This is a genomic window from Streptomyces sp. NPDC001100 (genome assembly GCF_053598575.1).
Map to the genome: position 1 here is coordinate 1 of NZ_JBSFKO010000069.1, position 16947 is coordinate 16947.

Sequence of the window (16947 nt, forward strand, 5' to 3'; positions counted from 1 at the left end):
GGCGAGCCGCAGGGCCGCGAGCGCGTGAAGATCGTCGAACGCGAGGACATGCTCCACGCCAGCGACGCGTGAGGAGGCACTCTGAGTTGCCACATCAATTGGTGAGTCGGCGGTGGAGGTGAAGGAGGGGGAGTGCCCCGGGGTGCGTTCGTAGCGCCGGTGGAGTCGTCGGCAGCCGGAGGGCCAGGACATGGTGCGTTCGATGGTCCTACGGTGCAGTCCTAGTGGCTGCGAGGACTCAATTCACCGCGCCCAGTGTGGGAGACGTCTCCGGCCGGTTCGCCAACTCTGCGCGAAGGCCTCTCAGTTAAGTTGCTGACGCGCCGAAGTCTCCTCGCGGGGCGGCGCTGTCGAGGCCCGAATCACAAGATCGGTGGCGAGTTCGATGTGGTGGGACTCGACCTTCTCGCCGTTGGCCAATCGGAGGGCGATGCGGAGGGCGGCACCGCCCATCTCCCGTAGTGGCTGGCGCACAGTGGTCAGCGGCGGTGAGGTCATCCGGGCGAGGCTTGTGTCGTCGAAGCCGACCACGCTCAGGTCTTCGGGGATGCGCAGACCTCGGGCGCGGGCGGTCTCGATGACACCGAGGGCGATCTCGTCGTTGCCCGCGAAGATCGCGGTCGGTGACTCTTCCAGGCCCAGGAGCATCTTGGCGCCGAGCAAGCCGGTCTCGTACGTGAATTCCCCGGGCCGCACGTAGGCGTTGGATACCTGCACTCCTTCCGCCTCCATGGCGGCGCGGTAGCCGTGCATGCGAGCCTGGTTGCAAACGGCCATGGCCGGCCCGCCGAGATAGGCGATGCGGCGGTGTCCCAGGGAGAGCAGGTGTCGGGTCGCGGCCAGGCCACCGGCGAAGTTGGTTGCCCCGACGCTGTTGACCCGGCTGTCCGGCAGGTGCAGGGGGTCCAGCACGACCAGCGGCAGCCCGGCCCGGGCCAGTTCGGTCAGGTGCCCCGCGGTGTACACGCTGGTGACCGCGATGACGGCGCGGCGCCCGGCTGAGACGAGGTCCCGGGCCCAGTGCGGGGCACGGGACGCCTTGCTGATCACCACCGAGGCCCCCAGTTCGGCGGCGGAGTCGATGATGCCCTCCAGGGTCTCGGCCACGTACGACTTGAGGCCGCCCTGGAACTGGACCTCGATGGTGGGGATTTCGACGGCTTCGGTGTGGCGGAAGACCGGCGCGAGGTAGTCGTGCCGATGCAGCAGCTCCTGTACCCGGGTGCGGGTGTCCGGTGCCACGTCACCGCGGCCGTTGACCACTTTGGACACGGTCGCGACGGAAACCCCGGCCGCTTGGGCGATGTCCGCCAACGTGGTGCGCCTGGCGTTCGGTCGCATCGCTTCCTCCCAGCTGTTCGTCCACCAGTGTGGTGAGCCGCCGGTCGGACCGGCAACGCGGGTGGAACCGATCAACCGTACGTCAGTCCTGCATCGAGACCGTCCGGGAAAGTGCCGACTGCCTCCTCGATCTGGACACGTCCGACGATCTGCGTGAGACCGCGTCCGGTGAACGCGGTCCGATCGGCGTCCCCGCCGACCTGGCTGCGTCCGTGCCTGGGCGCAGCGGACCGACTGCCTCACTGTGCAGGGCGACTTCCGGAGGAAGTGAAGTCCCGGATGAGGCAGACGGCGCTGGGACGCCGGGCCGTCTGCCTCATCCGAGAGCGCGTGCCGCGACCCGACAAGCACGGCGATCCTCTCCACCGCGGTCTCCGCGGCTGCCGTACAACTGGCTGGGGTGAACGGGACCATGTCGGAGCGGCCTCTGTCGGCGGAACGCTCCCGGATTCACGTGAACACGTCCTCCACGGCCGCCTCCTGCACGCTTTCGACCCGTCCGGCGCCGCCTTCGGCCCCGCGCCCCGGGCCGGTTGCCGGCCCAACTACTGCCGAGCTGCCGGACGTTGCCCACGACCGTCTCCTTGGCCTGGAGGGCTTCGACCCTGTTCCGCGTCGGCCGCACCGAACCCGCCGGCCTGCCATGACCTGCACCGACAGTGAGTCAGCCGCAACCCTGGCATCCTCCTGCGCTCAACCAGACGATGTCGAAACAGTTTCGGTGCCTGCGAAAGTCTCGCGAAGACGGTTCTCCCTAGATGCTACGCAGCTGAGGACGGCTCGACTCTGCATGTCTGCACGCGTCTTGACAGGGCGTCAGATCGAAACCTAGCTTGCACGGACAGAGCTCGAAGAAGGTTGTTTCGAAAACCTTTCACCATGACTCACGAGAAGCCTGTGGCTCTCGAGTGCGGAGTAAAGACATGGCGCTCTCCCGACGTACCCTCCTCGGCCTGGCCGTCGGCGTGCCGGCCTCCGCGGCGCTGGCGGCCTGCGGCTCCTCCGGCCCCGGCAAGAGCGGCGGGGCCACGTACTGGTACCTGAACGGTCAGCCGCAGGAAGGCGTCCGGGCCGGCGCGGTGGACGCTTTCAACAAGGCCCACCCCAAGGAGCAGATCAAGGACACCACCTTCCAGAACGACGCGTACAAGACGAAGATCAAGACCTCCATCGGTGCCGGAAAGGCACCCACCATCATCTGGGGCTGGGGCGGCGGGACGCTGCGCACCTACGTGGAGGCGGGCCAGGTCGAGGACCTCACCTCGTGGTTCCAGGAGCACTCCGAGGTCAAGAAGGCCCTGTTCCCGTCCTCGTTCGGCGCGGCGACCGTGGACGGCAAGATCTACGCGATGCCGGTCGAGACCGTGCAGCCGATCATCCTCTACTACAACAGGAAGGTCTTCGACCGGGTCGGTGTGGAACCGCCGAAGTCATGGGACGACATCATGGCGCTGGTGCCCAGGTTCAACGCGAAGGGCATCGCGCCGTTCTCGCTCGGTGGCCAGTCCCGGTGGACGAACATGATGTGGCTGGAGTTCCTGTTCGACCGCATCGGCGGTTCCCAGGTGTTCCAGGCCATCATCGAAGGGGAGAAGAACGCCTGGTCCAACCCGGACGCCATCACCGCGCTGACCAAGGTGCAGGAGCTCGTCAAGGCCCGCGGGTTCGTCAAGGGCTTCTCCTCGATCACCGCGGACTCCAACGCCGACCAGGCGCTGCTGTACACAGGCAGGGCCGCGATGATGCTGCACGGGGCCTGGTCGTACGGCATCCAGCAGGCGGACGGTGGGGACTTCGTCTCCAGCGGCGGTCTGGGCTACATGACCTTCCCGCCCGTGGAAGGTGGCAAGGGCGATCCGAGCGACACCGTCGGCAACCCCGCCCAGTACCTGTCCATCTCCTCGAAGGCCAGCGCCGAGCAGAAGAAGGTCGCCAAGGATTTCTTCGCCACAGGCGTCCTCCAGGACGAGGAGGTGAAGAAGTGGATCGACAACGGGTCGGTCCCGATCCGGCTGGGCACGGAGAAGCTGCTGGCCGCCTCCAAGAACGCCGATTTCCTGCAGTTCACCTACAACATCGCCAGCAAGGCCAAGGTGTTCGGCCAGTCCTGGGACCAGGCGCTCAGCCCGACGGCCGCCGAGACCCTGCTGGACAACATCGTCAAGTTGTTCCAACTGTCCCTCTCACCCAAGCAGTTCGCCGAGAACCTCAACGCGGTCACCGGCAAATGAGTGCACTCACCGGCCATCGGCCGCATCGCGAATCGCGCAGCATCCTGCCGTGGCTGGCGGCGCCGGCACTGGTGGTCTTCGTCGGCTTCGCCGTGGTTCCGCTCGTCGGGGTCTTCGCACTGAGCTTCACCACGTGGGACGGGATCGGCGCCATTCACCCCTCGGGACTGACCAGCTGGCGTACGGTGCTCACCGACCCCGGGCTGCCCCACGCCCTGTGGGTGACGTTTCTGGTGATGGCCGTGTCCTGGGCCGTTCAGACGCCGCTGAGTATTCTGCTCGGCACGTTCATGGCAGGCCGCCAGCGCTACCGCGCGGTGCTGGGCGTGGTGTACTTCGTCCCGCTGATGCTCAGCTCCGCGGCCATCGCGATCGCGTACAAGGCCCTGCTGGACCCCAACTTCGGGCTCGGTGCCGGACTGAGGATCCAGGCGCTGAGCAAGGACTGGCTGGGACGGCCCGGGCTCGCGTTCGCAGTCGTCATCTTCGTCGTTTCCTGGCAGTTCGTCCCGTTCCACTCCCTGATCTACCAGGGTGGTGTCCAGCAGATCCCGAAGTCCCTGTACGAGGCGGCGCAGTTGGACGGAGCCGGAAAGATCCGGCAGTTCTTCAGCATCACGCTGCCCCAGCTGAAGTACACGATCATCACCTCGTCCACGCTCATGGTGGTCGGGTCGCTGACCTTCTTCGACCTCATCTTCATCCTCACCGAGGGCGGCCCCGGCGACGCCACCCGGGTCCTCGCACTGGACATGTACAAGCGCGGGTTCCAGGCCAGTCTGATGGGGCCGGCCAGCGCCATCGCGGTCATCCTGGTCCTGGTGGGTCTGGCCCTCGCCCTGCTGCTGCGCCGGCTCGGTGGCCGGGACGCCGGCGCGAGTCAACTCGAGGGGGCCTGACGTGACCACCACCCTGACCGAGCCGCGGCAACCCCAGAAGGTCACCCACCGCGAGCGGCAACGCCGCCCGCGTCAGACGGCCCGCCGCCGCAACTGGGTCGGCGGCCTGGCCGGATGGCTCTGGCTCGTCGTCGTCGCCATACCCCTGTACTGGACCCTCATCACCAGCTTCAAGGCCAAAAGCGGCTACTACACGAGCAACCCGCTGGTGCCTTCCAGCGACCCGACGTTGGACAACTACCGGTTTGTCATCGAGTCCGATTTCCTTCGCTACTTCCTGAACAGCGTCGTGGTCACCGCCGGCGCCGTGGTGCCGGCGGTAGCGGTCTCCTTCATGGCCGCCTACGCGATCGTTCGCGGTTGGCGCATGCGTGTCCTTCGCGCGATGAACGGGCTGTTCCTCATGGGCCTGGCCATTCCGCTGCAGGCGACGGTGATCCCGGTCTACCTGATCATCATCAAAATGCACCTCTACGACAATCTGCTGGCACTGATCCTCCCGTCGATCGCCTTCGCGATCCCGCTGTCCGTGCTGGTGCTCACCAACTTCATCCGCGACGTCCCCAAAGAGCTGTTCGACTCGATGAAGGTCGACGGCGCCACCGAATGGACGACACTGTGGCGGCTGGCGGCACCGCTGACCCGACCGGCCATCCTCACCGTGGCCATCTTCAACTCGCTGACCATCTGGAACGGATTCCTGCTGCCGCTGATCCTCACCCAGAGCCCTGACCGCCGGACCCTGCCGCTCGCGCTGTGGACCTTCCAGGGCCAGTACGGGGTCAATGTCCCTGCCGTTCTCGCCGCCGTCGTCCTCACCACCCTGCCCGTCCTGGTGCTGTACGCATTCGGCCGCCGCCAGCTGCTGAGCGGACTGACCGCAGGATTCAGCCGTTGACCGGCGCTGACGCCAGGTCCGGTGGCCGGCCTGTGCTCCGGGACATCCGGTGAACTCCGCGACCGCATTCCGACAGGACGAGGGCAGACCCGGCAAGCCGGGCTCCGCAGCGATCGCTCCCACGTCCCGGTCCCGGCCGGCACCGCATCCACCAGCTCGCGCGAGACCTGCACCAACCCTGCAACAGCGGCAGTCCCGTGCCGCGATGGGCGGGCGACGCGGATCCGAGCCCATACCGGAGCCCGGACGCGACCTGCCCCGCTCCGAGTCCCGTCTACCCGTTCGCCCGTCGCGCCCGCCCAAGGGTCTGACGTACCTGGGAGGAAAGTGAACGCCAACGTGGCTGTAGAGAACATCCCCGGAATCTCTCTCTGGAACGACCCCACCGTGCCCGTCGCCGCACGAGTCGACGCCCTGATCGCCGCGATGACCCTCCCGGAGAAGACCGCCCAGCTGTACGGAGTATGGGTGGGCGCCTCGGACCAGGGCGGTGAAGTCGCCCCCCATCAGCACGACATGGAGGAGGCCGTCGATCTCGACGCACTCCTGCCTGCCGGACTGGGCCAGCTGACCCGGCCCTTCGGCACAGGCCCGGTCGACCCCGCCCTGGGCGCGCTCTCCCTGGCCCGCACCCAGACCCGTATCGCCGCCACCAACCGATTCGGCATCCCTGCTCTCGCGCATGACGAATGTCTGGCCGGATTCGCGGCCTGGGGGGCCACGGCCTACCCGGTTCCACTGTCCTGGGGGGCCACCTTCGATCCGGACACAGTTCGGCGCATGGCCACCGCCATCGGCCGCGACATGCGTGCCGTAGGCGTCCACCAGGGACTCGCGCCCGTCCTGGACGTGGTCCGCGACGCCCGCTGGGGCCGGGTCGAGGAGACCATCGGCGAGGACCCTTACCTCGTCGGCACCATCGCGACCGCATACGTGCAGGGCCTCGAGTCGGCCGGGATCGTCGCCACCCTCAAGCACTTCGTCGGATACTCGGCCTCGCGCGCCGGCCGTAACCTCGCCCCCACCTCCATGGGGCCGCGTGAGCGCGCCGATGTGCTACTGCCCCCCTTCGAGATGGCGATCCGTGAAAGCGGCGCCCGGTCGGTGATGAGCGCCTACACCGACACCGACGGCATTCCCTCCGCGGCCGACGACGATCTGCTCACCGGGCTGCTGCGCGACACGTGGGGCTTCGAGGGCACTGTCGTCGCCGACTACTTCGCCATCGCCTTCCTCAAGACTCTGCACGGCATCGCGGCCGACTGGGCCGGCGCCGCAGGAACGGCGCTGTGCGCGGGCGTTGACGTCGAACTGCCCAACGTCAAGACATACGGCGCACCCCTGGCCGAGGCCGTCGCCGACGGCCGCGTCCCGGAGACGCTGGTCGATCGAGCCCTGCGTCGGACACTCACCCAGAAGGTGATGCTCGGCCTGCTCGATCCGGACTGGAACGCCATGCCGACCGCGCTCGACGGGGCGGACCTGGCCGATCCGGCCGCCCTGCGCGGCCGCATCGACCTGGACGGCCCGGAGAACCGCGCGCTGGCCCGCGCGGTCGCCGAGAAAGCAGTCGTGCTGCTGAGCAACGACGGCACCCTGCCGCTCGGCAGGCCGCGCCGCATCGCGCTGCTGGGCCCCAACGCCGACGAGCCCGTCGCCGTACTGGGCTGTTACTCCTTCCCCCAGCACATCGGCGTCCGCCACCCCGCTACCCCATTGGGCATCGAGCTGCCCACGCTGCGCGAAACGCTCGCCGCCGAGTTCCCCGATGCCGAGATCACGGTCGCACGCGGTACCGGAATCGACGACGGAGATCTCTCCGGCATCGGCGAGGCCGTCCGTGCGGCACGTGAGGCCGACGTCGCCCTCGTGGTACTCGGCGACCGCGCCGGGCTCTTCGGGCGGGGTACCAGTGGCGAAGGATGCGATGTGGAGACGCTGCTCCTGCCCGGCGCCCAGCAGCAGCTGCTCGACACCCTGCTCGACCTGGAGACCCCCGTGGTCACGGTCCTGCTCGCGGGACGGCCGTACGCCCTCGGTCGTGCCGTGGAGGAGTCCGCTGCGATCGTGCAGTCCTTCTTCCCGGGCGAGGAGGGGACTCACGCGATCGCCGGGGTGCTCAGCGGCCGTACCAATCCCTCCGGACGCCTCCCGGTCAGCGTGCCGCGCGGGACGGGCTCCCAGCCGGCCACCTACCTCGGAGCGCGGCTCGCCCACGCCAACGTGGTCTCCAGCATCGACCCGACGCCCGCCTACGCCTTCGGGCACGGCCTGTCCTATACGCAGTTCGACTGGACTGACCTGACCGTGGACGTCCAGGAGGCCCCGACAGACGGCGAGTTCGCCCTCGCCTTCACCGTCCGCAACACGGGCGGGCGCTCCGGAACCGAGGTCGTCCAGCTCTATCTGCACGACCCGGTTGCCTCCGTCGTCCAGCCCGTGCAGCGTCTCGTCGGCTACACCCGGGTCGAACTGGAGCCGGGCGAGGGCCGCCGCATCCACGTCACGGTCCCGGCCGATCTCGCCTCCTTCACCGGACGCGACGGGCGGCGTGTCGTCGAACCGGGCGAACTGGAACTGCGGCTGGCTGCCTCCAGCGCTGACCCGCGCCTGACGGCCAGGGTCACGTTGACCGGAGCCGAGCGCCACGTGGATCACACACGGCGCCTGCACACCACGGTCGGACTGGAACCGCTCGCCCGGGCATGAAGCGGCTGTGCGCAGCGCATGCCGCGGGACCGGCGGCGCTGCGCACACGGCCCCGAACGTGCTGACGGCGGCAGAGGCTCTCGTCCGCTCAGAGCACGCCGCGCCGGGCGAGGTTGCGCATCAGCGCTCCTACGCCGCACGTCCACGGCGCGGCCTGCTCGCTGGGGACGACGGTGTTGACCAGAGCGCCGAGCCGTGCGCTGGAGATCCGCACGACGTCCCCGTACTCGTGGGTGAAGCCCGCGCCGGGTGCCCTTCGGTCCTCGGTGGGAGCGAACAGCGTGCCGGTGAACAGCACAAAGCCGTCCGGGTACTGGTGATGCGGACCGTGTGTGGCCGCCACCAGGTCCAGCACGTCGCGGCTGATCTCCCGCATGGAACTGCTGCCGTGCAGTACGTAGCCGTCCGTGCCGTCGACCCGCAGGTCGATGTCGAGCCCGCGTACGGTGTCGAGATCGAAACCCTCGTCAAACAGGCGCAGGAAGGGGCCGATCGCGCAGGAGGCGTTGTTGTCCTTCGCGCACGACAGCAGCAGGGCGCTGCGTCCCTCGATGTCGCGGAGGTTGACGTCGTTGCCGAGCGTCGCGCCGCGTACCCGCCCGCGCGAGTCCACGACGAGGACGACCTCGGGTTCCGGGTTGTTCCACACCGAGGCGCCGAGCACTCCGACGTCGGATCCGGTGCCGACCGCGGAGAGTACAGGTGCCTTGGTGAACACCTCCGGGTCCGGCCCGATCCCGACTTCCAGGTACTGCGACCACAGCCCTTCCGAGACGAGCAGTTCCTTGGCCTTGTCGGCTTCGGGCGATCCGGGACGGATGCCGGCAAGTGTGCCGCCCACCACCTGCCCGACGCGGGCCCGCACCCGCGCGGCCTGCGCCGGATCGCCGCCCGTGCGCTCTTCGATGACGCGTTCCAGCAGACTCCGCGCGAAGGTGACCCCCGCGGCCTTGATCACCTGCAGGTCGATGGGGGCGAGCAGATGCGGAACGTCACGGCGACCGGCCGGTGCCTGGAGCAGTTGGTCCAGGCACCAGACTTGTCCGCCGTCGGCCTCGCGGACGACTGCCGCCGCGTCGTCGCGCTCCATCAGGTCGCAGACGGTGGGTGTCACAGCCGTCAGGTCGACGACCTGCTCGCCGCGGACCGCGGCCACACACGGTCCATCGCATTCCGGGTCGTGGACGCGTGCGACGAGTAGAGCCCGGTCGGCGTCCTCCGGCAGGACGGAGCCGGCTGTGAGAACCGGACGAGGGTGCACGGCTGCCGATTCCACGATCGATGCGCTCCTGGATCCAGGGGACACGGTCGCCCGGGCGGGCTCAGTGCGAGTCACGAGGGACCTCATGGCCACGGCTTCCGCGCAGGAAACCGAAGTCGGCGCCCTGGTCTGCCTGTTCCACGTTCTGGGTGTAGAGCCAGGAGTAGCCGCTGGTGTGCCGCTCGGCGGGTGCCCTCCAGGCGTGCCGGCGTCGCGTGAGCTCGGCGTCGTCCACGTCCAGGCGCAGGGTGCGGTTGGGGACGTCGAGGACGACGGGGTCCCCGTCGCGCACCAGGGCGAGAGGTCCGCCGACGGCGGCCTCGGGCGCCACATGCAGGACCACCGTCCCGTAGCCGGTCCCGCTCATCCGGCCGTCGCAGACGCGCACCATGTCCTTGACGCCGGCCTTCAGCAGCTTGCCGGGCAGGGGCACGTTGGCGACCTCGGGCATGCCGGGGTAGCCCTTCGGGCCGGCGTTGCGGATGACGATGACGGTGTTTTCGTCGATGTCGAGTTCCGGGTCGTCGGCCACCTCGTGATAGGCCTCGGGGGAGTCGAAGACACGCGCGGGGCCGCGATGGGTGAGCAGGTGCGGTGACGCGGCGGACTGCTTGAGCACAGCGCCGTCGGGGCACAGGTTGCCGCGCAGTACGGCGATTCCGGTGCCGGCCGGCTGGAAGGGGGCGTCGAGGCGGGTGATGACGTCGGAGTCGACGCGTTCGGCGTTCTCGGTGTTCTCGGCGACGGTGCGCCCGGTGACCGTGATCTGCCCGCCGTGCAGCAGCTCGCCGCTGAGCAGCTCGGCCATGACGGCGGGCAGGCCGCCCGCGTAGCAGAAGTCCTCCATGAGGTATGTGCCGCTCGGCATCAGGTTGACCAGGGTCGGCACCGCGCGGACCAGGTCGTCGAAGTCCTGCAGGTTGAGCTCGACACCGACGCGTCCGGCGAGGGCGGTGAGATGGATGACGGCGTTCGTGGAGCCGCCTATCGCCGCGTTGACCCGGATGGCGTTCTCGAACGCCTCCCGGGTCAGGATCTGCGAGGGGCGCAGTTCCTCCTCCACCATCCGGACGATGCGCTGCCCCGCCGCCTGCGCGACCTCCATCCGCCGGGAGTCGACCGCGGGCCAGGCGGCTGACCCCGGCAGCTGCATACCGAGCGCCTCGGCCAGGCAGGCCATCGTCGAGGCGGTCCCCATCGTCATGCAGTGCCCGTTGGAACGAGCCATGCACCCCTCCGCGAAGAAGCACTCCTCCTCGGTCATCCGGCCGGTCTTCAGGTCCTCCTCGAACTTCCACACCTGGGTACCGGATCCCACGTCCTGGCCCCGGTACTTGCCGTTGAGCATCGGCCCGCCGGTGACCATGACGGCGGGCAGGTCGACGCTGGCGGCGCCCATCAGCATGGCGGGGGTCGTCTTGTCGCAGCCGGACAGCAGCACGACACCGTCGAGCGGATTGGCCCGGATCAGCTCCTCGACCTCCATGGCCATGAGGTTGCGGTACAGCATCGCGGTGGGGCGCATCAGGGTCTCGCCGGTGGCCATGGTGGGGAACTGCAGCGGCAGGCCGCCCGCCTGCCACACACCGCGCTTGACGGCTTCCGCGACGCGCGTCAGATGCGCGTTGCACGGGGCGAGTTCGGAGGCGCTGGTCGCAATGCCGATGACAGGGCGCCCGTCGAACACCTCGTGTCCGAATCCCTGGTTGCGCATCCAGGAGCGGTACACCATCCCGCTGCGGCCCTGTGCGCCGAACCATGCCTGGCTGCGGCGGTTCGTCTTCTGACCGTCGGTCATGTACGCACTCCCGTGGCTGTTGCGTCGTCCGTTTCACGGTGGGGCGGTGTCGGGTGAGAACCCGCGGGCCGTACCCTGGAACTCAATCATTAGATGATTCGATGAATGGCGTCCAGGGGTGAGCGGAGATCGTGGTGCACTTCCCGACCATGCACCAGCGCGTGGTCGACGAGCTCGGGCGGCGCATCGTGGGCGGGGCGTGGGAGCCTGGGGATCCGCTGCCGGTCGAGGACACGCTCGCGGCCGAGATCGGCGTCAGCCGGGGCCTGTTGCGGGAGGCGGTCAAGGCACTGGTGGCCAAGGGTATGCTGCACGTACGCCCGCGTACCGGCACGCGCGTGCTGCCCCCGGAGCACTGGAATCATCTCGACCCGGACGTACTGCGCTGGAAACAGGCTGAGGACGCCGTGGCTCTGCTGCGTGATACGGGTGAACTGCGCCGGATCGTCGAGCCCCAGGCGGCCCGGCTCGCCGCCGACCGGGCCGGCCCCGACGAGGTACGAGCCCTGTACGAAGCCCTGGCAGCCATGGAGGCCGCGGCGGCGAATCCTGCCCGCAGCGGATACATCGAGGCCGACATCGCCTTCCACCGGGCCCTGCTCGACGCCGGCGGCAACCGTCTCCTCGGATCACTGGGCCGCGCTGTCGGCATCGCGCTGGAACACAGTTTCCTCCTCAGCACGCAGACCCCCGGGGCGGTGGAAGTCTCATTGCCGAGGCACCGAGCCATCGTGGAAGCCGTAGAAGCTCGCGACCCCGCAGCGGCGGCCGCCGCCGTAGTGGCCATCATCGAAGCCGCCGAACGAGAGATCGCCCAGTCACCCGGACTGCCGAGCGACGCTGTATGACCCGCAACGGTTGCGTCCTTGGCGGAGGTGTGAAGCAGCGCCCTGGTGGCTGCGCCCTCGGGTGTTGCCGCCAGCACGTAGACTCGATACTGGCGCGGGGGCGCTGGAGACCCGTGGATGGTTAACGCATGACGCGCCCCGTAGAGGTCGTTTCACTCTGTTGTTTCATCCCTCGACGGCCGACACTATGGCAGCGCCGTGGCTGTCGTGCTCACGATGTTCTCCTCGCTCGTGCCGTCCAGCTCAGTGCGGCGGCTCTGGCCAGGTGCAGGTGTGCGCGTTCCTCGGGAAGTCCCGGCCCGTGCATGCGGACGTGGTGGAGATGCAGCAGGTCCGGGAGCAGATCCTGCGGGGACAACGTCCCCGCACCCTCAAGCGCGCTGCTGTAGGCGGCCAGCGCAGCGCGGCGTGCAGACCAGCTCGCGATGACGCGCGCGTCCAGCGCCGCGGTGTCAGGGGCCCGGAGCGTGCGGGGGGCGGTCGTCAGGGCGATGGTCTGGTCGTAGACCGCTCGGGGTGGGGCGCTCCTGTCCGTGTCGGTGTGCTCGACCAGCCAGCGCATCGCCTGCGTCTCGTCCCCGAGCAGACCGACGGCGATGTCCACCATGCTTGCGGCGGTCACCGCACGAGCGTCCGGAGCGCCCCGGCCGGCCTGCGCGGTCAGCTGGGCGAGGACGGCGGCCGCGTCGGCGGCGAAGTACTCCTCGGCCGCTTCCATCGCCGCGGGGCCGCCGAAGCGCGCGGTCTGCGGGTAGTAGGTCTCCAGGCTCGCGTGGCTGATCAGGCCCGCGTGCCGAAGCCGCCGGGTCCACTCGCCGATCTGCCCGACAGCGGTGCCGAGTGAATCGGGTGCGCAGGTCAGACGGAGACGTAGGTGGTCCTCGGGATCGCGATGGCGAACGAACCACCAGCGGGGCTCTCCCAACTCCCCGAGCAGGTACGGCAGATGCCGGGTCAGGAGTGGATCCTGACGGTCGCGGTGCCCGTGCAACCTGACGGAGAGCAGGTTGCCGCAGCCAGGCAGACGGCCGTGTTCCCGAGTGACGACGTCGCCCGATCCGCGGACCGGTGCGCGGGCCCGGTCCACAGCGGCAAGGGGGATGACGATCTCGTGGGCGCGCCCGCCGGTCCAGCCCAGGTCCCCGGGGTTCGGTGCGGCACGTAGCAGCGCCTTGCCGTCGCGCTCCACGTGGGTACGGAGCAGGAGCCGGTGTGAGGGCTCCGCCAGATCCAGGTTCATGCGCCGGTCTCCGTCGCCCAGGTACACGTGCTCGGGCAGCAGAACATCACGACGCCACTCCGCCAGGGCCTTGTCCCACTGCGGCCACGGCGTCCGCGCGTCGGGCAGGTCGTCGTGGCCGAGCGTCCAGCGGGCCGGGGACAGTACGGTGCGCCCGTAGCGCAGTGCGGGGAGGAACGGCAGCCCGGAAACAGCGGCTCCCCACGAGAACCCGGTGCACGGGACGGCCAGTGCCACCGGTGCCTCGATGAGGAACCGAGCCAGCGGATGGGTGTGGTGGGTCAGATCCACGGCGTTCAGCAGCATCGTGTGCACCGGGCGGCGGCGGGAGACCGAGACCAGGTGCAATTGCTCGGCGTCGGCGGTCACTGCCAGGTCCGTCACGGGCAGCCGGCCCGTGTCCGGGCCGTAGTAGTTGCCGAGGGGGATCACCAGCTCCGCCACCTGCGGGGTGTGCGCGACGTTCGCCGAGCGTATGTACAGCGGGGTGGTACTGATCTGCGCGATCAGCGCGTTCTGTTGTAGGCCGGGCAGGCCGGCGTACACGTCGGTCATCCGGCGGCGGTCGTCGGCGTCGAACAGGTGGAGAAAGCGCCCCGTGGCCGTTCCGGCCGCACGGGCCACCCCGACCACGTGCAGTGTGAACTCCCCTTGTTCCAGGGCGGATACGCTCGCGGCGTGGATCCGCACGGTCACCTCGGTGCTTGGCTGCACGGGCGCACCGGGATCCGCCACCGCCAGTTCGTCGATCACGGCATCGTCGAGTCGGACGTGGTGCCTGCGCCTCATCCCGGCGGTGTATGCGAGCCCCAACAGCCGACTGTCACGGGCGGTCAGCGTCGGGCCCGCCGACGCGGCCGTGGACCCGAGGTAACCGGACGGGTAGCCGAGGAGGTCGATGGCGTCCAGGACGGGTACCACCGCTCCCGGACCGTAGCAATCGAGGAACTGGCCATGCCACGCAGCCCATCCAGGGCTCAGTGCCGCCCGCGGCGCCAGGCGCGTGAGCACCGCGGCGGCCGACGCCGCCTCCTGGGCCACCGCCTCCGGGATCACCAGGTCCCAGTCCAACCGCAGGTCGAGGGCGAGCGCGGGTTTCGCAGGGGGACAGAGCCGTGTCATCGTGGCCGTCACCCGTGCGCGTTCGGCGCGGGCGTGCGCAGGAGCGGCGGCGGTCGCGTCGTCGTGCCGTGCCAGTCCCGCCGCGACCTCGCGCAACTCTGTGGCTTCTGCCGCAGGCAGGTGTTCCTGTCCGAGCAGGGCGGCGATCGGGTCGGAGGCCGTGACCGCAGGACGCAGACTGGTGATCAGAAATCGCTGTCGTACCAGGTTCGCCAGCAGGTTCTCGATCGCGGTGGGCGAGGCGGCCGGGAAACCGGCGGAGAGCGTTTCGGCGAGATCTGCCCACAAGACCGGCGCCCGCGCGCCGTCCATGGCCATGCGGACCGGTCCGGTCGCGCGTATCTGGACGTGTACGGGGTCGCCGTTGTTCGCGCTGCTTGAGCGGTGCTCGATGATCAGGCGTTCGTCGCGCTCGAACGCGAGGCCGGAAGCGAGCAGCGTCAATTGGGGGCGGAGCTCACGGTGTTCCTCCAACTGGTCGACAAGCGCCGCGGTCCATGCCGCGTCCGGTCGGGTGACCGCCCGGTGCCCGGTGCCCGTACGCAACAGGGGAGCGGCCCCTGTGCGGGCGGCCCCGACACCGGCGAACAGACCGAACGGAGTGGCACGTGAGCGGGCGCGCAGCAGGTAGCGCACCACCGAAAGCACCGCGCGCCGCACGGCGAGGTCGGGCACCGGCTCGCCGACGCATATCTGATGCACCCGTCTCGCCAGGTCCGGGCTGGAGAACTCGACCGCAGTGGCGAAGTCGGCTGCCTGCCACAGCTGTTGAAGCCACGCCCGCCACGACTCCGTGTGCGCGGACGGGCCGGTCAGGCACGGCCAGACCATCGGGTGGTCGGGACGCCAGACCGTCGCCCGAACCACGGCCGCATCGACATGGCGGTACAAACGGCCCTCCAGCGCAGCGGCGGTGTCCTCTATGTTCCCAAACCGTCCGGTGCCGAGGGCGATTATGAGTCATGGTCATTGTGGTGGCTGCCGTGCGCCCCCGGTGCCGCAGAGTCTCCACGGGCCGCTGAACTGGCTGAATGTCGTCCCAACTAAACGACGACGTATGGGCTGTTGACGCATGTGCGGTCCGGCTAGCGTGGGCGCCACACACGGCAATCGGCACATTCCCATCATGATCTGCGAAGGGGAGAAAGTCATGACTGCTGCAACTCCTGAGAAACTCGCCGATGAGGAATTCGGTGAGCTCGAAGAACTCCAGGTGATCGATTCCAGCGAGCTGAAGCTCGGCGCGGCGTACCACACGTACACCTACATCGCGGCGGAGAGCACGGAGGACATCCCCGACTAGGACGTCCGGGAGCCGAGGCAACTCTCCGACGGTTGACTTCCTCCCCCTCCTGAAGGAGGGGGATTCCTACGGCTCGCGCTGTAGGGGTTCCTGCTTCAATGCCGACTGCCCGCCGGGAGAACTCCCTTGAGGTCTTACACCGGCTCCACAGGCCGAGACGGCCAGCCCGGCCGCCTTGATGTTGCGGGCCGCGTTGATGTCGCGGTCCTGTACGGCACCGCAGGCGCACGTCCACGTGCGGACGTTCAGCGGCATTTTCGCCGCGACCGTGCCGCAGGCTCCGCACAGCTTGCTGCTGGGGAACCAGCGGTCGATCACGATGAGTTCGCGCCGGTACCAGGCGCACTTGTACTCCAGCATGGAGCGCAGTTGCGTCCACGACGCGTCGGAGATGGCGCGCGCCAGCGTGTGGTTGTTCAGCAGGTTGCGGACGGTGAGGTCCTCGATCACGACCGTTTGGTTCTCACGGACGAGCCGGGTGGTGAGTTTGTGCAGGTGGTCGCGGCGCCGGTCGGCGATCCGCGCATGCACCCGGGCGACCCGCTCGCGGGCCTTCTCCCGGTTTGCGGAGCCCTTCGCCTTCCGCGACAGTTCCCGCTGTGCCCGGGCCAGCCGCACGCGGTCACGCCTCTCGTGCCGCGGGTTGGTGATCTTCTCGCCGGTGGACAGTGTCACGAGGGAGGTGATCCCGGCGTCCAGGCCGACGACGGCTGTGGTCGCGGCGGCCGGCGCGATGGTGTCCTCGCACAGCAGGGACACGAACCAGCGGCCCGCCGGGTCGCGGGACACCGTCACCGTGGTCGGCTCCGCCCCCTCCGGGAGCGGACGCGACCAGCGGACGTCCAAAGGGCCGGCCATCTTCGCCAGCGTCAGCTGTCCCTGACGCCACGTGAAGGCGGAGCGGGTGTACTCGGCCGACGCACGGGATTTCTTCCGGGATTTGAAGCGCGGGTACTTCGCGCGCTGGGCGAAGAAGTTCCCGAACGCCGTCTGGAGATGGCGCAGCGCCTGCTGGAGCGGGACCGAGGACACCTCCGCCAGGAAGGCGAGTTCCTCGGTCTTCTTCCACTGGGTCAGCGCGGCCGAGGACTGCACGTAGGAGATACGGCGCTGCTCCCCGTACCAGGCCCGGGTGCGCTCTTCCAGCGCCTTGTTGTAGACGAGGCGGACACAGCCGAACGTACGCGACAGCTCCGCCGCCTGCCCGCCGGTGGGGTAACAGCGGTATTTGAACGCCCGCTTGACCTGCCGCGCCATACCTCACACCGTATCAACCCCTGTGTGAGCGGCGGGTGTC

At 69.0% G+C, this 16947-nt stretch carries 10 protein-coding genes and 2 pseudogenes; 6 read left to right on the forward strand and 6 right to left on the reverse strand.

The window, feature by feature from the left end:
* Positions 1–192: pseudogene (locus ACWDEW_RS47360) on the reverse strand (hypothetical protein); the annotation flags it as partial.
* 111 nt (positions 193–303) lie between these two features.
* A complete protein-coding gene (locus ACWDEW_RS47365; protein ID WP_450522362.1) occupies positions 304–1341 on the reverse strand; it encodes a LacI family DNA-binding transcriptional regulator in 1038 nt (345 codons plus the stop codon).
* Between the two features lie 923 nt (positions 1342–2264).
* Here ACWDEW_RS47365 and ACWDEW_RS47370 point away from each other — a divergent pair.
* The 4 genes from ACWDEW_RS47370 to ACWDEW_RS47385 all read left to right on the forward strand — a co-directional run bounded on the left by ACWDEW_RS47370 (position 2265) and on the right by ACWDEW_RS47385 (position 8078).
* Positions 2265–3572 (forward strand): extracellular solute-binding protein, encoded by a 1308-nt coding sequence (locus ACWDEW_RS47370; protein ID WP_450522364.1) that lies wholly within the window; start codon positions 2265–2267, stop codon positions 3570–3572.
* The gene (locus tag ACWDEW_RS47375; protein ID WP_450522366.1) at positions 3569–4471 is read left to right on the forward strand and encodes a carbohydrate ABC transporter permease; all 903 of its coding nucleotides are present in this window, start codon (positions 3569–3571) and stop codon (positions 4469–4471) included. Before ACWDEW_RS47370 ends, ACWDEW_RS47375 begins: the two co-directional genes overlap by 4 nt.
* 1 nt (position 4472) lies before the next feature.
* Positions 4473–5369, forward strand: a complete 897-nt coding sequence (locus tag ACWDEW_RS47380; RefSeq protein WP_450522368.1) for a carbohydrate ABC transporter permease — start codon at positions 4473–4475, stop codon at positions 5367–5369.
* A gap of 327 nt (positions 5370–5696) precedes the next feature.
* Positions 5697–8078, forward strand: coding sequence for a beta-xylosidase/alpha-l-arabinosidase (locus ACWDEW_RS47385; protein WP_450522370.1), 2382 nt, complete (start codon positions 5697–5699; stop codon positions 8076–8078).
* A gap of 88 nt (positions 8079–8166) precedes the next feature.
* Here ACWDEW_RS47385 and ACWDEW_RS47390 read toward each other — a convergent pair whose 3' ends face one another.
* A complete protein-coding gene (locus tag ACWDEW_RS47390) occupies positions 8167–9354 on the reverse strand; it encodes a fumarylacetoacetate hydrolase family protein (RefSeq protein ID WP_450522372.1) in 1188 nt (395 codons plus the stop codon).
* 46 nt (positions 9355–9400) lie between these two features.
* A complete protein-coding gene (locus ACWDEW_RS47395) occupies positions 9401–11137 on the reverse strand; it encodes an IlvD/Edd family dehydratase (RefSeq protein ID WP_450522374.1) in 1737 nt (578 codons plus the stop codon).
* A gap of 105 nt (positions 11138–11242) precedes the next feature.
* Between ACWDEW_RS47395 and ACWDEW_RS47400 the strand changes: the two are divergent.
* Positions 11243–11985 (forward strand): annotated as a pseudogene (locus tag ACWDEW_RS47400) (FadR/GntR family transcriptional regulator).
* A gap of 211 nt (positions 11986–12196) precedes the next feature.
* Here the strand turns inward: ACWDEW_RS47400 and ACWDEW_RS47405 are convergent.
* The gene (locus ACWDEW_RS47405; protein WP_450522376.1) at positions 12197–15238 is read right to left on the reverse strand and encodes a lantibiotic dehydratase; all 3042 of its coding nucleotides are present in this window, start codon (positions 15236–15238) and stop codon (positions 12197–12199) included.
* A gap of 259 nt (positions 15239–15497) precedes the next feature.
* Between ACWDEW_RS47405 and ACWDEW_RS47410 the strand changes: the two genes are divergently transcribed.
* Complete coding sequence (locus tag ACWDEW_RS47410) at positions 15498–15650, forward strand: hypothetical protein (protein WP_401728454.1); 153 nt, start codon at positions 15498–15500, stop codon at positions 15648–15650.
* A 66-nt stretch (positions 15651–15716) separates the two neighbouring features.
* Here the strand turns inward: ACWDEW_RS47410 and ACWDEW_RS47415 are convergent, their stop codons facing one another.
* On the reverse strand, positions 15717–16907 hold the full coding sequence (locus ACWDEW_RS47415) for an RNA-guided endonuclease InsQ/TnpB family protein (RefSeq protein WP_450522378.1): 1191 nt from the start codon (positions 16905–16907) through the stop codon (positions 15717–15719).
* Positions 16908–16947: the final 40 nt, after the last annotated feature.